Origin of the sequence: Bradyrhizobium sp. SPXBL-04, assembly GCF_051853035.1 — a bacterium.
Classification (GTDB): domain Bacteria; phylum Pseudomonadota; class Alphaproteobacteria; order Rhizobiales; family Xanthobacteraceae; genus Bradyrhizobium; species Bradyrhizobium zhanjiangense.
Map to the genome: position 1 here is coordinate 7,631,454 of NZ_CP182472.1, position 18,112 is coordinate 7,649,565.

At 63.2% G+C, this 18,112-nt stretch carries 21 protein-coding genes and 1 pseudogene; 14 read left to right on the forward strand and 8 right to left on the reverse strand.

Going from position 1 to position 18,112, the window contains the following annotated elements:
* Positions 1–16 precede the first annotated feature (16 nt).
* The 4 genes from ACNJX8_RS36360 to ACNJX8_RS36375 all read right to left on the reverse strand — a co-directional run bounded on the left by ACNJX8_RS36360 (position 17) and on the right by ACNJX8_RS36375 (position 4,714).
* A complete protein-coding gene (locus ACNJX8_RS36360; protein ID WP_439358619.1) occupies positions 17–967 on the reverse strand; it encodes a sulfonate ABC transporter substrate-binding protein in 951 nt (316 codons plus the stop codon).
* Between the two features lie 514 nt (positions 968–1,481).
* Positions 1,482–2,645 (reverse strand): cytochrome P450, encoded by a 1,164-nt coding sequence (locus tag ACNJX8_RS36365; protein WP_439358620.1) that lies wholly within the window; start codon positions 2,643–2,645, stop codon positions 1,482–1,484.
* A gap of 89 nt (positions 2,646–2,734) precedes the next feature.
* Complete coding sequence (locus ACNJX8_RS36370; RefSeq protein ID WP_439358621.1) at positions 2,735–3,607, reverse strand: L,D-transpeptidase; 873 nt, start codon at positions 3,605–3,607, stop codon at positions 2,735–2,737.
* Between the two features lie 324 nt (positions 3,608–3,931).
* Positions 3,932–4,714 (reverse strand): helix-turn-helix transcriptional regulator, encoded by a 783-nt coding sequence (locus ACNJX8_RS36375; RefSeq protein WP_439358622.1) that lies wholly within the window; start codon positions 4,712–4,714, stop codon positions 3,932–3,934.
* Positions 4,715–4,990: 276 nt separating this feature from the next.
* On the opposite strand from ACNJX8_RS36375, the pseudogene ACNJX8_RS36380 reads away from it, so the two are divergent.
* The 3 genes and pseudogenes from ACNJX8_RS36380 to ACNJX8_RS36390 all read left to right on the forward strand — a co-directional run.
* Positions 4,991–5,149, forward strand: a pseudogene (locus tag ACNJX8_RS36380) (NAD-dependent epimerase/dehydratase family protein); the annotation flags it as partial.
* 28 nt (positions 5,150–5,177) lie between these two features.
* Entirely contained in the window at positions 5,178–6,230 is a 1,053-nt protein-coding gene (locus ACNJX8_RS36385) for an SDR family oxidoreductase (protein ID WP_439358623.1), read from the forward strand.
* Entirely contained in the window at positions 6,230–6,709 is a 480-nt protein-coding gene (locus tag ACNJX8_RS36390; protein WP_439358624.1) for a DUF2269 family protein, read from the forward strand. The genes ACNJX8_RS36385 and ACNJX8_RS36390 overlap by 1 nt, the downstream gene beginning before the upstream one ends.
* A 63-nt stretch (positions 6,710–6,772) precedes the next feature.
* Here ACNJX8_RS36390 and ACNJX8_RS36395 read toward each other — a convergent pair whose 3' ends face one another.
* On the reverse strand, positions 6,773–7,273 hold the full coding sequence (locus ACNJX8_RS36395) for a septal ring lytic transglycosylase RlpA family protein (protein ID WP_206732766.1): 501 nt from the start codon (positions 7,271–7,273) through the stop codon (positions 6,773–6,775).
* Between the two features lie 216 nt (positions 7,274–7,489).
* Positions 7,490–8,695: an LLM class flavin-dependent oxidoreductase gene (locus tag ACNJX8_RS36400; RefSeq protein WP_439358625.1), complete on the reverse strand. Its 1,206-nt coding sequence runs from the start codon at positions 8,693–8,695 to the stop codon at positions 7,490–7,492.
* Positions 8,696–8,957: 262 nt separating this feature from the next.
* On the opposite strand from ACNJX8_RS36400, the gene napE reads away from it, so the two are divergent.
* The 7 genes from napE to ACNJX8_RS36435 all read left to right on the forward strand — a co-directional run bounded on the left by napE (position 8,958) and on the right by ACNJX8_RS36435 (position 15,006).
* Positions 8,958–9,143 (forward strand): periplasmic nitrate reductase, NapE protein, encoded by a 186-nt coding sequence (gene napE, locus ACNJX8_RS36405; protein WP_439358626.1) that lies wholly within the window; start codon positions 8,958–8,960, stop codon positions 9,141–9,143.
* 26 nt (positions 9,144–9,169) lie between these two features.
* Positions 9,170–9,529, forward strand: a complete 360-nt coding sequence (locus ACNJX8_RS36410) for a chaperone NapD (protein WP_439358627.1) — start codon at positions 9,170–9,172, stop codon at positions 9,527–9,529.
* Positions 9,530–9,546: 17 nt separating this feature from the next.
* The gene (gene napA / locus ACNJX8_RS36415; protein ID WP_439358628.1) at positions 9,547–12,060 is read left to right on the forward strand and encodes a nitrate reductase catalytic subunit NapA; all 2,514 of its coding nucleotides are present in this window, start codon (positions 9,547–9,549) and stop codon (positions 12,058–12,060) included.
* A complete protein-coding gene (locus tag ACNJX8_RS36420) occupies positions 12,057–12,527 on the forward strand; it encodes a nitrate reductase cytochrome c-type subunit (protein ID WP_439358629.1) in 471 nt (156 codons plus the stop codon). Before napA ends, ACNJX8_RS36420 begins: the two co-directional genes overlap by 4 nt.
* Positions 12,524–13,171, forward strand: a complete 648-nt coding sequence (locus ACNJX8_RS36425; protein WP_128936443.1) for a NapC/NirT family cytochrome c — start codon at positions 12,524–12,526, stop codon at positions 13,169–13,171. Before ACNJX8_RS36420 ends, ACNJX8_RS36425 begins: the two co-directional genes overlap by 4 nt.
* An 88-nt stretch (positions 13,172–13,259) precedes the next feature.
* Positions 13,260–14,375 (forward strand): ATP-dependent DNA helicase, encoded by a 1,116-nt coding sequence (locus ACNJX8_RS36430; RefSeq protein WP_439358630.1) that lies wholly within the window; start codon positions 13,260–13,262, stop codon positions 14,373–14,375.
* A gap of 490 nt (positions 14,376–14,865) precedes the next feature.
* A complete protein-coding gene (locus tag ACNJX8_RS36435) occupies positions 14,866–15,006 on the forward strand; it encodes a hypothetical protein (protein ID WP_249759196.1) in 141 nt (46 codons plus the stop codon).
* 48 nt (positions 15,007–15,054) lie between these two features.
* Here ACNJX8_RS36435 and ACNJX8_RS36440 read toward each other — a convergent pair whose 3' ends face one another.
* The gene (locus tag ACNJX8_RS36440) at positions 15,055–15,189 is read right to left on the reverse strand and encodes a hypothetical protein (RefSeq protein WP_439362065.1); all 135 of its coding nucleotides are present in this window, start codon (positions 15,187–15,189) and stop codon (positions 15,055–15,057) included.
* A 203-nt stretch (positions 15,190–15,392) separates the two neighbouring features.
* Between ACNJX8_RS36440 and msrA the strand changes: the two genes are divergently transcribed.
* From msrA to ACNJX8_RS36460, 4 genes are all read left to right on the forward strand, one after another.
* A complete protein-coding gene (gene msrA / locus ACNJX8_RS36445) occupies positions 15,393–16,097 on the forward strand; it encodes a peptide-methionine (S)-S-oxide reductase MsrA (RefSeq protein WP_439358631.1) in 705 nt (234 codons plus the stop codon).
* A 22-nt stretch (positions 16,098–16,119) separates the two neighbouring features.
* Positions 16,120–16,539, forward strand: a complete 420-nt coding sequence (msrB, locus tag ACNJX8_RS36450) for a peptide-methionine (R)-S-oxide reductase MsrB (RefSeq protein WP_128936446.1) — start codon at positions 16,120–16,122, stop codon at positions 16,537–16,539.
* Between the two features lie 106 nt (positions 16,540–16,645).
* Positions 16,646–16,810, forward strand: coding sequence for a DUF3309 family protein (locus ACNJX8_RS36455; protein WP_130213561.1), 165 nt, complete (start codon positions 16,646–16,648; stop codon positions 16,808–16,810).
* 214 nt (positions 16,811–17,024) lie between these two features.
* Positions 17,025–17,312, forward strand: a complete 288-nt coding sequence (locus ACNJX8_RS36460) for a hypothetical protein (RefSeq protein WP_091888322.1) — start codon at positions 17,025–17,027, stop codon at positions 17,310–17,312.
* A gap of 238 nt (positions 17,313–17,550) precedes the next feature.
* Here the strand turns inward: ACNJX8_RS36460 and ACNJX8_RS36465 are convergent, their stop codons facing one another.
* Positions 17,551–18,093 carry a DUF4112 domain-containing protein gene (locus ACNJX8_RS36465; protein ID WP_249758123.1) on the reverse strand — a complete coding sequence of 181 codons (543 nt, stop codon included), beginning with the start codon at positions 18,091–18,093 and terminating at the stop codon, positions 17,551–17,553.
* Positions 18,094–18,112 lie beyond the last annotated feature (19 nt).

Sequence of the window (18,112 nt, forward strand, 5' to 3'; positions counted from 1 at the left end):
AGGCTGGTCGGCACGATCAGGCTGCCGGGTTGCGCCAGACGATGTCGCGGATGACGATCGGCTTCGGGATCAGGCCGAGTTTGTAGAAGCGGTCGGCAACGCCCTGCTGGGTCGCAACGATGTCGTCGGTGACGGGCCCGACCACGAAGTTCGCGCGATTGGCCGCGACGGTCTGAATGTCCAGCGGGACGCCGGTGATCGCGGCGAGCGATTTGGCGACCTCGTCGCGGTGCTGTTCGGCCCATTTACCCGCCGCGGTCGTCACATCGACGATCTGTTGCAGGACCGCCCTGTGGTTCTTCGCGAATTCGCGATTGGCGATGTAGAAGGAGTTGGTCCTGGTGACGTCGCGCGAATTGATCAGGATGCGGCCGCCCTGCTTGGTCTCGCCGATCGCAAAGTAAGGATCCCAGATCGCCCAGGCCTCGATGCTGCCATTGGCAAAGGCAGGCCCGGCATCCGGCGGCGTGAGATAGACCGGCGTGATGTCGGCATAGGTGAGGCCCGCCTTCTCCAGGGTCTGCAACACGATGTTGTGCGCGCTGGAGCCCTTGGTGAAGCCGACGCGCTTGCCCTTGAGATCAGCGATGGAGCGGATCGGCGAATCCTTAGGCACCAGGATGCCCTGGCCGTTGGTGATGGGCTGGCCCGCAGCATAGACGATCGCGGCGCCCGCGGCCTGGGCGAACACCGGCGGGGAATCGCCGACCGCGCCGAAATCGACGCTGCCGACATTCATGGCTTCCATCATCGGCGGGCCCGAAGAGAACTCGATCCATTTCACGTCGATACCTTGCGGCGTGAAATGTTTTTCCAGCGCGGCCTGCTGGCGCGCGATCACCAACACGCCGGTCTTCTGGTAGCCGATACGAATTTCCTTCACCGCGCCTTGCGCGTTGGCGCGGGACGCGAACGCCGCTGTGGCCGCAGTTCCAACGGAAAGCTTCAGAAAGTCCCGACGCTGCATTCAACACTCCCGGCCGCACCTAGCCGTCATTCATTCGCGTGTATCGAATGATGGTGCGGCTTGTCGGAGGTGTCGAGACGTGCGGAGAAATAGCGATACGAGCACTGCGCGCGAGGCGGCGCGCATGATCAATCTTTCAATCGGGGAAGCGAATGCAGGTCGAATTTTTTCTGCACGCGAATGTGACAATCGCACGCCCCGGTAAGAAAGTGCGAAAACAACCCCATGCACAGTAGCCAACGTCTTGCTTCAACACGGATTTCTTATTTTACGAAATTTCGTTTGACGCGTCGGGCAAAACAGTGGCATTATGTCATCGTCGCGGACTAGGAGCCGTGTGGCGCGAAGCTCCATGCACCACCTCCACCGTCATTCCCCGCGAAAGCGGGGAATCCAGTCTCCCAGAGGCGTCAATGCTTCACACAACCGCCGCGGCGTACTGGATCGCCCGATGACACCGCAGTTGAGGCAACCGCTTGCGTCCCGTTGGCGCGAAGCGCAGATACATTGCAGGCTAATTCCACCTCATCGGCAGATTGAGCAGCCCACGGAACGCCCAGCCGCCGAACCGCGCCGGCTCGTCGTCAGCCAACTCAAGCTCTTTCGCCCGCGCGAACACGGTCGGCAGCGCGACGTCGGCGATCATGGCGCGGGAAGCCCAGGCGCCGGCGCAGAAATGCGGGCCGGCGCCAAAGGCGACGCTCTTCGACGTGTCTCGTCTCACGTCAAACTGGTCGGCACGCTCAAAATGCTTCTCGTCGCGATTGGCCGAGCCGAACATCAGGAACACGCGCTCATCGAGCTCGAATGAGACGTCGCGGATGCTCCAAGGTCTCGCGATGCGGCGCGGCGACATGCCGATCGGCGAGATCCAGCGGGCGTATTCCTCGAAGGCCTGGAGCCAGGACACCTCGCCCCTGCGCACGAGATCGAGCTGGTCGGGATGGGTGAGCAGCGCCCAGACCGTGCCGGCGATGGCCTTGCGCGGCTCGTTCTGGCCGCCTGAGATCGCCAGCTTGACGTTGGCGCGCACGCTCTCCATGGGCATGCCGGAGGCGAGGAGCACGCCGAGGATGCTCTGGTCGGGATTTTTGCGCATCACCGGCAGGATGTCGTCGATCGCGGTGTCGATGCCTGACGTCGCGGCATGGCAGCGCGCCTCGACCGCGGGATCGCCGGCATAGTTGGCGATGCCCTCGATCATGCCCTGCGACCACGCATCCATGTCCTGGAAACCGATATTGGTGAGGCCGGTGATCGACTTCAGGCATTCGCCGGAGAACGGCAAGGCGAAGTCGCGCATGAAATCGATGCGCCCGGGTTCGATCGCGTCGATGATGCGGTCGGCATGGGCCTGGAACTGCGCCGTCCAGTGCGCCTTCACCGTCTTCGGCGACACCGTCGGAAACATCGCGCGGCGCTCGACCTGATGCGCCTCGCCGTCCTTGCGCATCATGTTGTGGCCCATCAGCCGGTTCATCAGGCCTGCCGGCTGGTGCGAGGAGAACACGTCGATCTGCTTCTCGGAGATCGAGATGTCGTCGCGGCTCGTCAGCAGCGTCGAGCCGAGCTGCGGCACGAAGGCGATCGGCGCCTCCTTGCGCATTTCCGCGAGCATCGGATAGGGATCGGCCCAGAATGTATCAGGGTCAATGTCGATGCGCGGCGCGCTGCTCAAGGCGGTCTCCCCTGGATTCTGGTTTGTTCCAGGCCAGACTACCGAACTCCGCGGCCGGCGTCTGTCCCTAGCGATAGGGACGGACTGAGTTACTGGGCCTCGGCGATCCTCGGTCCAGATGACGGCATCTGCGCATTGGCTGCCAAGGGCCGGTTCGTCGGCGATGCCGGGTCCGGCGATCGGTAAGCGGCGTCGGGCGGCGCTCCCTGGGATGGTCGACGGGCAGCGATTGCCGGAAGCACGATCACTTTCGCCCCGACCTTCACCCGCTCATAAAGGTCCACGACGTCCTCATTGGTCAGCCGGATACAGCCGGACGAAACCCGCTTCCCGATCGTATCGGGCTTGTTGGTGCCGTGAATTCTATATTCGGTCTCGCCGAGATACATCGCCCGCGCGCCGAGCGGGTTGCCGGGACCGCCTGCCATGAACCTCGGCAGATAAGGCTGACGCGAGACCATCTCCGCAGGCGGATGCCAATCCGGCCATTCTGCTTTGCGGGCCACAGTCTGTTCACCGGACCATGTGAAACCTTCGCGGCCGACACCGATGCCGTAGCGCATCGCTTGCCTGTCGTTCAGAACGAAATAAAGGAAAGTGTTTCCGGTATCGATGATCACGGTGCCCGGCGTCTGATGGCTGGCGTAGTCAACCACCTGCCGGACAAGTGCTCCGGGACCGTCAGCGGCTTTTGGTGGTTCGACCAGAGGCGCCGGAGCCGGAATCGGAGCCGGAGCAGGAGCCGGCGCTGCCGCCGCTGCGCGAACTGGAGTTGCCACGTAAACCGGAGTTGACGACGCCTGGGCTTGTTGCGCGGCCGGTTTTCGTATCGGTTGCACGCTCGTCGGGCGAGACAGCAAACTGTACCCCACCACGGCGACGGCCACGGCGCCAATCGCGACTCTCGCGACCATTGGTATCGCGAGCGTCTCTGCCTTTCCACGTTTCGCCCGCTTACCCATATCTTTCCCCAGGTCACTGTGCCTGGAAGAGGTACCCAGCAAAATTTAAGAAACTTCGAAGCGATGTCGCTCAGACTGAAACCGTCAGCGATGGTTAACGCCGAATCCTTGTTCGGCAGCATCAAAATCGGGAGTACCGCTCGATATTCAGGTCCCGACGTGGACGACGCGCTTCTCATCGCGAAACGAGTCGAGGTCCGGCGGAGCGGACACGCTACGCCCCTTCATCGACGGCGGCTTCAGGTCAAAGGGCGACGATCACGACGGGCGGGCTGCGTATCCGCTTTGCTCTCGGAAGCAGATATCGCGGACTTGGAGTACCCGTCAGTTCAGGCTGCGGGGACCCGCAAGCAGGCGCAGCACGATCGCGAACAGTTCATTCTGCGAGGAGATGCCGAGCCGCTCATAGGCGCGCTTGCGATAGGTCAGGGTCGAATGCAGGCTGATGCCGAGCCCTTTCGAGATCGCCTCGGAGCTGTAGCCTGCGAGGATGTGCCGGCAGACCTCCTGCTCGCGCGGGGTGAGCCCGGCAAGCGGCGCGCGCGTCGCGAACAAGGCAGCTAAAGACTGATCGGGCGTTGCGGTCTGCTGAAAATGACGCGCGACGCTGGCGCCGATCGCCGGTGCAATCGCCCAAAGCCGCTCGCGCTGCGCGGCGCTGAATCGGCCTTGCGCGGCGATGCGGTAGAAATTGACGTAGAAGCAGGTGTCGTCGACCCAGATCGCGGTCGCGCATTTGTCGACGATGCCGGAATCCTGGAAGAAGATTTTCCGGTAGCGCGCCCCATACATGCGCGGCGCGAACGCGGGCAGCATGATCGGCGCGCCGCTCTCGCGTTCGAACAGCGCATCGCGGTTGGGATCGGATTCGTGGAAATGTCCGGCATAGGCGGCGCCGAGATCACCGCCGATCGGGATTTTGCCGGCATCGAGCAGGCAGCGCGCAGCGCCGGCGCGGCTCAACGCGAACACCATGCAATGGCCGACATCGGCCTGCCGCCGCAGAGTGTCGATCAGCACATTTGGAAAATCGGAGCGGCCGATGGCGAGCACCGTCGACGTGACATCGCCACCCACTGGATGTGCAGGCACCGCCTGAGACCGCATCGCTCTCTCCCTAGCGCTTTGTGCCGATTTTACCAGCAACTGCGATAGGTCGAAAGGCTGCAACGGGGTCAAAAACTGCCATGGACCAAGGCCGATATAGTGTCCGCGATGGGTCCAGAGGTGTAAGTGGTAACGGCCGGTAATCTAGGCGCTGGTTGCAGCGAACTCACCCGTTCCGCCGCGAGGAACGATCGCATCAGCCCCGCTTTATTCGTCAGCATCATCAGAGTTTGAAGCGGTTTGCGGCATCTGGGCCGCCAACCGAAGGACCCGGTAATGCGCATCCTTCTCGTTGGGGGTACGGGGCTTATCGGATCGGCAATCCACGCCAGGCTGTCCGCCGAAGGGCATGAATGCGTATTGGTGTCGCGTCATGCGGCGGCACCCGAAGCGCACCACATCGCCCTCGATATTGCTCGAACCACCGATGCTTCGACATGGAAGAGCCTTCTTGCAGGCGTCGATGCCGTCATCAACGCGGCGGGTGCCCTGCAGCAGTGCGGCGCTTTATGCGGCCTGCGAAAGCGCGGGCGTCCGCCGTGTGATCCTGTTCTCGGCGATCGGCAGCAATCGCGATGCCCTGACCGATTTTTCCCGCACCAAACGGGACGGCGAAGCCGCCTTGATGGCGCGGGACCTCGATTGGGTCGTGCTGCGGCCTTCGGTCGTGGTGGGCCGGGCCGCCTATGGTGGCAGCGCGCTGTTGCGAGGGCTGGCATCACTACCGGTTCTACCGGTCATGCCGGACACGGCGGCGATCCAACCGGTGCATCTCGACGACGTCGTCGACACGGTTGTGTTCTTCCTGCAACCCGGCACGCCTTCCCGCCTTGCGCTTGATCTGGCCGGTCCGCGGCGGATGGCCTTCAGCGACGCGGTCGCGCTGTTTCGCTCTTGGCTGCGCTGGAGGCCGGCTTACCGCCTGCACCTGCCGTCCTGGGCGGCTTCGGCAGCCTATCGCGGCGGTGACGTTGCGCAGATGCTGGGCTGGGCAACGCCGGTCAACGCGACGGCACAGGGCGAGATGCGGCGCGGCGCGACCGGTGATCCCGAGCCCTGGCGTCAGGTCACCGGCATGATGCCGCGCGATCTCGAAGTCGCGCTCAAACGCGAACCCGCCTCGGTGCAGGAACGCTGGTTTGCACGGCTCTATGTGCTCAAGCCGCTGGTATTCGGCGTCTTCGGCCTGTTCTGGATCGCCACAGGCATCATCTCGCTCGGCCCGGGCTGGGAAATTGGCATGTCGTTGCTCCGGGAAGGCAGGCTGCAAGAACAGTTCGCGGCCCTCACCGTCATCGCCGGCGCACTCGCCGACATCGTCATCGGCCTTGCGATTCTTTGGCGGCCTCTGAGCCGCTATGGGCTGTGGGCAGCACTGATCATCTCGCTCACCTATGTCGTGATCGGTACGACACTGGTGCCGCGGCTGTGGGCCGATCCGCTCGGACCAATGCTGAAGATCTGGCCGGTGCTGATGCTCAATCTGGTCGCCATGGCGATCCGAGAGGATCGCTGATGCTCTATTTCCTTGTGAAGATGGTGCACATCATCGGTGCTGCGGTCCTGCTCGGCACCGGTGCCGGCATCGCCTTCTTCATGCTGGTGGCGCATCTACGCGGTGACCCGCGCGAGATCGCGGGGGTCGCGCGGACGGTCGTGCTGGCCGACTTCCTGTTCACGGCGAGTGCCGTGATCCTGCAGCCGATCACCGGCACATGGCTCGCTTGGTCGAGCGGGTATTCCCTTGGCGATGGCTGGATTGCGGCATCCATCGCACTCTATGTGGTGACCGGCGCCTTCTGGCTGCCTGTCGTGTGGCTGCAGGTGCAAATGCGCGACCTTGCCGTCCGTGCGGTCGAGACCGACGCCAAACTGCCCGCCGAGTATGACCGTCTCTTCCGATGGTGGTTCGCCTTCGGATTTCCGGCGTTCGCAGCGGTGCTGGCTATCTTCTGGCTGATGATCACCCGCCCAGCCATTCCATACTGGGACTAGATTGACGCGCCTCTTCAGAGCCTCGCTGTCCGGGACGTGCACTGCCTCTTCCACGTGAGATTTTCAGCCCACCGGGCCCAGTGTCCAATCGTCCCCAGAAAGCGGGCTGACCCTCACGTCCTTAATGACTCCGCGCTCCAGGCTCGGATCGAAATGGCGCATCGTGCGCTCGTTGAAGTCAATGATGCGGCCGGGCCTGAGTGGTCCGACGTCATTGATCTTGACGATGACCTTCTTGCCTGCGGCCTCGACGAGAGCATATTTCGGCCTCACACCAAATTGGACCCCACCAAATTTCCGGCGCAAGCTTGTCTTGATGGCAGCCGTCCAGGCAGAGGGATCATAACGCTCGCCAGACGCTGTGCGCGGACCGCCCTCCTCCTTGCCGGGTTTGAATGGATTGTACATGGATGCGGCGCCTACGACCGCATTCCCAGAGACGGCATCGACATCGACGACGGCATTTGAGTGACCCCCACGCGTTTCACTTCGAGCAACGGTAACAGAAACGGCAAGCGCAAGCAGGGCGCCGCAAATTGCGGCGCTCGAGCGGAACAGCATCATAACTCCTGTGATTTTTTCGTCGTCCGGTTCCCGGCACCGCAAACAGGCGCAAGCGAACGCGGGAGCGTTCACGAAACTTGCGCCGATGTTTTGCGGATTCGCGCCAACCCCTTGGCTATGGAACCGTTGTGTGAACCAGGGCGGTTCCCACGCAGTGTTTTAAGTTGTCACCGACTAAGACAGAGATTGCGTCAGCAACATGACTTAACGAACGGCCTATTCCGCGGCCGCCTTCACCGGGGCGACGTTGATCGCGAGCTTGCCGTAGCGATCCGTAAAAGCCTGGGTGTCGATCTCTTCCAGCTCGATCTCGCCGCTCATCACGCCCTGTTTCCACGCCGCCTGCGCCGGATCGTTCTGGAACTCGGGCATCACCTCCCGGCCGAACAGCTCCAGCGATTCGCAGATGTGCTCGTGGCTGTTCTTGCCGGCCTGGTTGAGCAGGATCACTTGGTCGATATGTGAAGACTGGAATCGCTTCAGCTTCCTGCGGATGGTCTCGGGCGAGCCGATCAGGCCGCCGCGCAAGGCCGCCTCCTGCGCCTCGGGATTGTCGCGCTTCCACTTGTTGTACTCGTCCCACATGTTGACGGTGCCGGGCGCAGGCCGCTGGCGGTTCTGCGAGGCGCCGTAGAAGCGCAGCGCGAACTGGAAGAAGGTGGCGCCGTCGGCGCGGGCACGCGCCTCTTCGTCGGTCTTCGCGCACATGAAGAACGAGACCAGCGCCATGTTCGGATTGATCTCGTAATCGGCGAGCTTGGTGAGCCGCTTGGTCATCGCGTTGTAATAGGCGTGCACCCAGGCATGCGCGGCGTCGGCGCTGACGAACTGGAAGCCGAGCGCGCCAAAGCCGTGGCGGCCGGCGCGCTCGATGGTCGGCAGTTGCGAGCACGCCATCCACAGCGGCGGATGCGGCTTCTGCACCGGCTTCGGCACGACGTTGCGCAAGGGGATGTCGAAATACTTGCCGTGATGCTCGCTGCCGCCATCTTTGAACATCGGGAAGATCGCGGCTACGGCCTCCTCGAACACCTCCTTCTTGGACTCCATGTCGCGGCTGAACGGGGTGAGCTCAGTGATGGACGCGCTCTCGCCCATGCCAAATTCACAGCGGCCGTTACTGAGCAGATCGAGCACCGCGACGCGCTCGGCGACGCGCGCCGGGTGATTTGTCGTGAGCTGGAGGATGCCGTGGCCGAGCCTGATCTTCTGCGTGCGCTGGCTGGCAGCGGCGAGGAACGATTCCGGGGAAGGCGAGTGCGAATATTCTTCGAGGAAGTGATGCTCGACCACCCAGGCGTGGTCGTAGCCCAGCCTATCGGCAAGCTCCATCTGCGAGAGCGCGTTCTGGTAGAGCCTGAGTTCGTCGCCGGCACTCCATGGACGGGGCAGTTGCAGCTCGTAGAAGATGCCGAACTTCATGGCGTCGCTCTCCCGCATTGTTCTTGTTAAGCGCATCTTAATGCGCGAGGTGGCGCTGTCCACCGACTCGCAATTCCGTCATACGGACATCGCTCGGCATGGCGCGGGATCAACGCAACGCTAACGCTTGCTGCGTGCGACACGCCCTCGCCCCGAGCCGTTGATCCAAATCAAGGTAACTGGACCTCATCCTCCTAAGGTGCCGGCAGGTAACGGCCCGGATGCCGTCTCGCTTCCCATATCCCTATCAGAGAGTCCGAATATGTCGGCCCCTGACGACACGACAGATCGCGTGCGCCGTAAGCGCATGGAGATTTTCGCCTTCCTATTCCTGACCGCGGTCGTGATGCCCGTCCTTGCGGTTGGGACTGTCGGCTCTTACGGCCTCGGCGTCTGGATCTACCAGATGTTCGCCGGCCTTCCCGGCCCGCCACCCTCCCCGCATTGATCCCTAAGAAGCGAAAGGCAGGCATCATGGCCCAAGCCTCACTGAACAAAGCCTCACTCAACAAAGCCTCATTCAACAAGGCCACACTCAACCGCCGTGCCCTAATCACCGGCCGGGTGCTCAGCGATGAACGCATCATCCCGCCGCCGGGATGCGAGATCGCCAGCATCCTGGTGCAGGCGCGGCCCGAGCGGCTCGCTGAAGTCGAAGCCGAGATCACCGCGCTGGCCGGCTGCGAGATCCATGGCCGCGACGCGCGCGGCAAACTCGTCGTCGTGACCGAAGCGCCTGATGCCGGCAGCCTCGGCACCCTGCTCAACACCATCCAGTCGCTGCGAGACGTCTATTCCGCGGCGCTCGTCTTTCACGCCATCGAAACCGCCTGAAGGCCGGGAGAGCCATCATGACATCGCCCAAGCTCGACCGCCGCCAGATGCTGAAATTGGAGGCGGCCGCGATCGCGGCGGCTGCCGCCGGACTGCCGGCCCCGGCGCTCGCCGCCAATCTCGTCACCGAGCGCAACAACAGCGAAATGAAGTGGGACAAGGCCGCCTGCCGCTTCTGCGGCACCGGCTGCTCGGTGATGGTCGCGACCAAGGACAATCGCATTGTCGCCACCCATGGCGACATCAAGGCCGAGGTCAATCGCGGCCTCAATTGTGTCAAGGGCTACTTCCTCTCCAAGATCATGTACGGCCATGACCGCCTGACGCAACCGATGCTGCGCAAGACGGCCGGCAAATACGACAAGAACGGCGAGTTCACGCCTGTTACCTGGACCGAAGCCTTCGACATCATGGAGCTGAAGTGGAAGGAGGCGATTAGGAAGCGCGGGCCGAACGGCGTCGCCATGTTCGGCTCCGGCCAGTGGACGATCTGGGAAGGCTATGCCGCCTCGAAACTGTTCAAGGCCGGCTTCCGCACCAACAACATCGATCCCAATGCGCGTCACTGCATGGCCTCCGCGGTTGCCGGCATGATGCGCACCTTCGGCATCGACGAGCCGCCCGGCTGCTATGACGACATCGAGGCGACCGACGCCTTCGTGCTGTGGGGCTCCAACATGGCGGAGATGCACCCCATTCTGTGGACGCGTCTGGCCGACCGCCGTCTCTCCGCGCCGCATGTCCGCGTCGCCGTGCTCTCGACCTTCGAGCACCGCTCGTTCGACCTCGCCGATATCGGAATGGTGTTCAAACCGCAGACCGACCTCTACATCCTCAACGCCATCGCCAACCACATCATCAAGACCGGCCGCGTCAATAAGGATTTTGTTGCCGCACATACGGTATTCAAGCGCGGCCAGACCGACATCGGTTATGGATTGCGGCCTGAGCATCCGTTGCAGAAGAAGGCGACCGGCGCGGCGAAACCCAACGATGCCACCGACATGAGCTATGACGAGTTCGTCAAGTTCGTCTCGGAATATACGCTGGAGAAGGCGGCGCAGATGTCCGGCGTGCCGCTGAACCGCCTCGAGGCGCTCGCCGAGCTCTACGCCGATCCAAAAACAAAAGTGGTCTCGTTCTGGACCATGGGCTTCAACCAGCACACCCGCGGCGTCTGGTGCAACAACCTCGTCTACAACATCCATCTTCTGACCGGAAAGATCTCCGCGCCCGGCAACAGCCCGTTCTCGCTGACCGGTCAGCCGTCGGCCTGCGGCACCGCGCGCGAGGTCGGCACCTTCTCGCACCGCCTGCCAGCCGACATGGTCGTGACCAACAAGGCGCACCGCGATCACGCCGAGCACATCTGGCAGCTGCCCGAAGGCACCATCCCCGACAAGAACGGCGCGCACGCCGTGCTGCAAAGCCGGATGCTGAAGGACGGCCTGATCAACGCCTATTGGGTGCAGGTCAACAACAACCTGCAGGCCGGGCCCAACGCCAACGAGGAGACCTATCCCGGCTTCCGCAACCCCGACAATTTCATCGTGGTCTCGGACGCCTATCCGTCGGTGACCGCGCTTGCCGCCGATTTGATCCTGCCGACCGCGATGTGGGTGGAGAAGGAAGGCGCCTATGGCAATGCCGAGCGGCGCACGCAGTTCTGGCATCAGCTCGTCTCCGCGCCCGGCGAGGCGAAATCCGATCTCTGGCAGCTGATGGAATTTTCAAAGCGCTTCAAGATCGAGGAGGTCTGGCCCGAGGAGTTGATTGCCAAGAAGCCGGACGTTCGCGGCAAGACGCTGTTCGACGTGCTCTACCGGAACGGTCAGGTCGACAAATTTCCGGTCTCTGACATCGAGCCCGGCTATCTCAACGACGAGTCCAAGGCGTTCGGCTTCTACGTCCACAAGGGTCTGTTCGAGGAGTACGCCACCTTCGGCCGTGGCCATGGCCACGACCTCGCGCCGTTCGACGCCTATCACCGCGAGCGCGGGCTGCGCTGGCCCGTCGTCAACGGCCAGGAGACGAAGTGGCGCTTCCGCGAGGGCAGCGACCCCTACGTCAAGCAGGGCACGGACGTGCAGTTCTACGGCTATCCCGACGGCAAGGCGCGCATCTTCGCGCTGCCCTACGAGCCGCCGGCGGAATCGCCCGACAACGAATATCCGTTCTGGCTGTCCACCGGACGCGTGCTGGAGCACTGGCATTCCGGCACCATGACGCGCCGTGTGCCCGAGCTCTACAAGGCGTTCCCCGAAGCCGTCTGCTTCATGCATCCGGACGACGCGCAGGAAGCCAAGCTCCGCCGCGGGGATGAAGTGAAGGTGGTCTCGCGCCGCGGCTTCATCCGCGCCCGGGTCGAGACGCGCGGCCGCGACCGGCCGCCGCGCGGCCTCGTGTTCGTGCCGTGGTTCGACGAATCCAAGCTGATCAACAAGGTGACGCTCGACGCCACCGATCCGATCTCGCTGCAAACCGACTTCAAGAAATGCGCCGTGCGCATCGAGCGGGTGAGCATGTCATGATGAAACGATCCGCAATCGTCCTGCTCGCCATCGCGATCGCAGCTGGCGCGAGCTCCCTGACCGCGCAGACGGTGACATCGGGCCTGCGCGGCCCGACCCCGCTCAACGACGAGGGCCCGGCGCCGCCGATGCTGCCGAACCGCAATACTTCCGAGAAGGAGGTGCGCAACTATCCGGAGCAGCCGCCGGTGATCCCGCACACGATCGACGGCTACCAGATCGATCTCAACGGCAACAAGTGCCTGTCCTGCCACGCGCGGGCGCGTACCGCGGAATCGCAGGCGCCGATGGTCTCGATCACACACTTCATGGACCGTGACGGCCAGTTCCTGGGCTCGGTCTCACCGCGGCGCTTCTTCTGCACGGAATGCCACGTGCCGCAGAATACCGCCAATCCGCCCGTCAGCAACGATTTCACCGACATCGACACGCTGCTGTCGCGCACGAGCCCCGGTGGGCGCCGATGACCACGACAGCTGATGAATCCAAGCGCAAGGCCAGGCGCGGCTTTCTCACGCGCAGCTGGGATTTTGCACTCGAACTCTGGCAGGTGCTGATCCGGCCGAGCTCGGTGTTCGGGCTCGGCGTGCTGGTGCTGGCGGGCTTTGCGGCCGGCGTGATCTTCTGGGGCGGCTTCAACACCGCGCTGGAAATCACCAACACCGAGAAGTTCTGCACCGGCTGCCACGAGATGAAGGACAACGTTTTTGCCGAGCTGAAATCGACCATCCATTTCAGCAACCGCTCCGGTGTGCGTGCCACCTGCCCGGACTGCCACGTGCCGCACAACTGGACCGACAAGATCGCGCGCAAGATGCAGGCCTCCAAGGAGGTCTGGGGCAAGATCTTTGGCACGATCGACACAAGAGAGAAATTCCTCGATCACCGGCTCGAACTCGCGGCGCATGAATGGGCGCGTTTCAAGGCCAACGATTCCCTGGAATGCCGCAACTGCCACAGCGCCGATTCCATGGACATCACGAAACAGTCGCCGCGGGCCTCGGTGGCGCACCAGCGCTTCCTGTTCACCAAGGAAAAGACCTGCATCGACTGCCACAAGGGCATCGCCCATCAATTGCCCGACATGCGCGGCGTTCCCGGCTGGCAGTAGGGTGGTCGGCCCGGCTTGAACGGGCGCTGCGAATGGTTAGTTTTGGAGGATGGCGAATCGGTCGATTTCGCCCTTCTTCAAGACAGACATGGCGACATTCACCCCGCATCAGGACGCCGCGCTCAAGGCCGTTGGCGATTGGCTCAAAGCAAAGCCCGGCCGGAGCGGCACGCCGCCAATTTTCCGCCTGTTCGGCTTTGCCGGCACGGGCAAGACCACGCTGGCACGGCACATCGCCGAGGGCGTTGACGGCGAGGTGAAGTTCGCCGCCTTCACCGGCAAGGCCGCGCTGGTCATGCGCAACAAGGGTTGCGACGATGCCTCCACCATCCATTCGCTGATCTATCGCGCCCGGGAATCCGGCGAGGAGCAGCCGAGCTTCGAGCTATGGGACGACGCGCCGGCCTCAAAAGCCAAGCTGATCGTGATCGACGAATGCTCCATGGTCGACGCCGAATTGGGCCGAGACCTGATGTCGTTCGACTGCCCGCTGCTGGTGTTAGGGGACCCCGCGCAGCTGCCACCGATCCAGGGCGGCGGCTTCTTCACCAATTCCGAGCCGGATGCGATGCTGACCGAGGTGCATCGCCAGGCCCAGGACGATCCGATCGTGCGGATGTCGATGGACGTGCGCGAGGGCCGCGAGCTCGACATCGGCCGTTACGGCGAGAGCGAGGTGGTCTCGCGCAAGGAGCTCGACCCCGATCGCGTCATGGGCGCCGACCAGGTCCTGGTCGGGCGCAACAACACGCGACGCGCCTACAACATGCGGGTGCGCCAGCGCCAGAACATCGAGGATCAATTCCCGGTCGCCGGCGACAAGCTGGTATGCCTGCGCAACAACCGCAAGAAGGGCCTGTTCAACGGCGGCCTGTGGCGCGTGAAATCGCGCAACACCTCACGTTCCAAGTCGCGCATCCTCAGCATGCGGCTGTCGCCCGACGAAGATTTCGGCCACAAGGTGACGAAGGTCTCGGTGCGCGCCGATTGCTTCGAGGGCGGCATCGAGCAGATCGCCTGGGAGCAGCGCAAGCCCTATGACGAGTTCGACTACGGCTACGTGCTCACCGTGCACAAGTCGCAGGGCTCGCAATGGGACGACGTCGTGCTGTTCGACGAAAGCTTTGCGTTTCAGGACTCGAGGGCGCGGTGGCTGTACACGGGCATCACGCGGGCGGCGAAGCGGCTGAGCGTGGTGGTGTGACGCTGCCATAGGGTGGGCAAAGGCGCGAAGCGCCGTGCCCACCATTTCTCTGAGTACGCATCGAGAATCGTGGGCACGCTTCGCTTTGCCCACCCTTGTAATAGCGCAATCAGATATTGTCGGCGTGTTCCGTGAGGAATGGCCTGCCGCGGCTGCAACCCGCGGCAGGCCGCTGGCGATCGGATCGCGCCCACCCTGAGCAGTTTGTGGCTGCCCCGTAGCAGGATCGCGCCAGCACCTTCATCGGACCCGGATGGTTGCCGGAACAATCAGGTTCGCTTCACAAGGCAGGGTCGACGAAGATGGCACAGACTAGCACGACGACAGCGGGAATCGATACGTCCAAGGCGAAGCTCGACATTGTAGTTCATGGTCGAGACGAGGGTTGGGAGGTCGCCAACGACCTTCCCGGTTGGCGGAAGCTGGTGCAACTGCTGACCAAAGCTGGCGTCAAGCCCTGCCTGCGGCCTTCCGCTGGAATAAGGCCGTCATGGCCCTCTATGCCCGCCTGACTGCGGCCGGAAAGGCTCACAATGCCGCTCTCATCGCATGCGCGCGCAAGCTGCTCATCTATGCCAACACCGTCGTGCAACGCGGAACGCCGTGGACTGAAAAACTCCTCGGCGTTTAATGGTTGCTACGGCACATCGTGAATGTGGCGCCGGTGTCGTGTCACACGTCACTTCCCCGCAACAAAATAAAAGTCCTCGCGCCCCGGCGGCGAGCCGTAGGTGAACGGCTGCTGCTCGTGGCTGGAAATGACGCGCAGCATGTTGTCGGTCCGCTCCAGCCACCATTTTTCTAGGTCGATCATCGATCGTGCGGGTTCATCTAGCGCGGAGTTCCGCATCCCGCCAAGTCGCGCGGTCCGAAGCCACTTCTCACGGACTCGTGTCCATCCCGGCGTAACGATCGCCCCCCGTGCCCGTATCTCGGATGATCGAAAACACCGCCGCGCAGGCTGTTCGCCCGACGCCGGCCGCCCTAAACTGTCAGACCTTCGGAAAGAGGATCGCCATGCGCCGACCTGCCGTCCTGTCCCTGTTCGCCGCAACCGCCGCCCTGACGCTGGCCTTTGCCATGCCGTCCCGGGCCGCGGAGGATGCGGTCGTGATCCCCGCCCCCGCCATGGATGCAGCGGCCGCGAGCGGAATCCAGACCGCCGTCGTCGCCGGCGGCTGCTTCTGGGGCGTTCAGGGCGTCTTCCAGCACACCGCGGGCGTCGTCAATGCCGTCTCCGGCTATGCCGGCGGCACCAAGGCAACCGCCGACTACCAGACTGTCTCGAGCGGCCGCACCGGCCACGCCGAGTCGGTCGAGATCAAGTACGACCCGAAGAAGATCTCCTATGGAAAGATCCTCCAGATCTACTTCTCGGTGGTGCACGACCCGACCCAGCTCAACCGCCAGGGCCCTGACGTGGGCTCGCAATACCGCTCGGCGATCTTCACCACCTCCGACGAGCAGAAGAAGGTGGCGGAGGCCTATATCGCCCAGCTCAATGGCGCCCGCGTCTTCAACAAGCCGATCGTGACCAAGGTCGGTGCGCTGGAGGCATTCTATCCGGCGGAGGCCTATCATCAGGACTATCTGACCCTGCACCCGAACCAGCCCTACATCGCCTATAACGACCTCCCCAAGGTCGAGAACCTGAAAAAGCTGTTCGCGGATAATTACATTGAGAAGCCGACGCTGGTGAATGCCAGCAAGGCAACCAACTGATCGCGAGAGAAACGGGAGACCCATGCCCGACGCCAAGACGAAAATAACGGACGACAAAGTCATCAAGAGCGAAGAGCAGTGGCGGCGCGAACTGACGCCGATGCAGTACGCGGTGCTGCGCGAGAAGGCGACCGAGCGTCCCTTCTCCGGCGAATATGAGCACGACGAGCGCGCCGGCACTTACGTCTGCGCCGGTTGCGGCAACGTGTTATTTGAGTCCGACGCCAAGTTCGATTCCGGTTGCGGCTGGCCGAGCTTCACCGAGCCCGCGGTCGAGAGCCATATCGACGAGGAGCGCGACACCAGCCACGGCATGATCCGCACCGAGGTGCTGTGCTCCAAGTGCAGCGGCCATCTCGGCCATGTCTTCCCCGACGGCCCCGGGCCGACCGGCCTGCGTTACTGCATCAACTCCGCCGCGCTGAAGCTCGAGCCGAAATAAGCTCGCGCGCGCCGGGTTCCAGCATGGAACCCGGCGGCTTAATGTGCTTTTCTCCTCTGGCGGTGCGGCCGATCAGCGCATTTTGGCGGCCGCCAGGAGGGATGCCATGTCACTCGGGACCATCCTGATCATCCTGGTGATCATCTATCTCGTGGGCGGCCTGTCCGGCCGCTTCGGCGGTTATGGCTATGGCCTTGGCCATTCCGGCATGGGGATCGGCGGCGTCGTACTGGTGGTGCTGATCGTGCTGTTGCTTCTTGGCAAATTATAAACCATACAACACATTGAAATTGCTCGATTTATTTCGCGCGCGGGGCTGCCATGCGCGGATTCATGTTCTCCCATCGCAGGGGTCGCATTTCTGTCAAAACGGCCTATATTAGAGGGCGAAAATGACATGTGCGGCGGGCCCGCTCGATTGCGGCCTCTGCCCTCCCCAACCCCACGCGCTTAAAGCCCCAGAGAAGATCACGAGGTCTTTGACCATGCGTCCACTGCGTCCGTTCAACTTCAACACCTCCGCCGAACTTTTCCCCGCCGCGATCCGCAAGAAGAAGCGCGCGGGCTTCACCTATCGCCGGTTCGGCACCGCGGCCGAAGCCGTGCAGTTCGCGATGGAGCAGTTGCCGACGGATTCGCTGAACGGCGCCTATCTCCAGGTCGAAGAAGCGCGCTTCGACCAGAACGGCATCCGCTCGCTCTATGAGAGCGAAGCCTTCCCGCTGCCCCGTCGCCGCAAGGCTGATGCCAGCACCGACGCCGACGCGGCGTAAGTTTTCGCAAGCCTCCGATGTGCGCAGAAGGCGCGATGGCCGAAGGGCCATCGCGCTTTTTGCATTGTTAGTTCTCCCTCTCCCGCTTGCGGGAGAGGGCTGGGGTGAGGGTATCTCCGCGATCGAGAACCCCCAAGAGGCGAAAACCCTCACCCGGCGCTACGCGCCGACCTCTCCCGCAAGCGGGAGAGGTGCAGCGAGCCTGACGCTCGAACGGCTCATCAAAATTCCTAGGGCTTCAGATCCGCGGCTGCTTCTCCAGCCAGCGGCGGAGCAGGCGCACGTTGCGCATGTTGGCGCGGAACATGACGTCGAAGGCGTCGCCCGCGAACGGCACCATGCCGACCACGCCGTCGACCGCGACATTGCCGAGCATGCGCGCCGTGATGTACCAGGGCGCGCCCAGCACCCTCGCCTCGCGCACCAGCCACAAGGAGATCGCGGTGGTGATGATGTCACCGACGACCGGGATCAGTCCGATCAGCCCGTCGATGCCGTAGCGGATGTTGGTGCCGGGCAGGATGAAGGCGACGTCGAGCAACTTTGCGATCGCCTCGAGCCGCGCGATCCGCTGCTCGCGCGTCAGATTGCCGAACGGATTGCCTTGGCCGAACTCGAAGCGAAACTCGCGAAACCCCTGCTCCAGCGTCTCGGGACGGATCTCGTGACCCTCCTGGTCGATGATCGGCCCGCGCGCCTCCTTGCCTGAAAAGGTCGCCCGCGAGCCGCTTCCCGAACGGGATCGGCGCGGAGCAAGGATATCGTCGTCGGACATGGTCATGGCCTCCAAAGAACGCGCT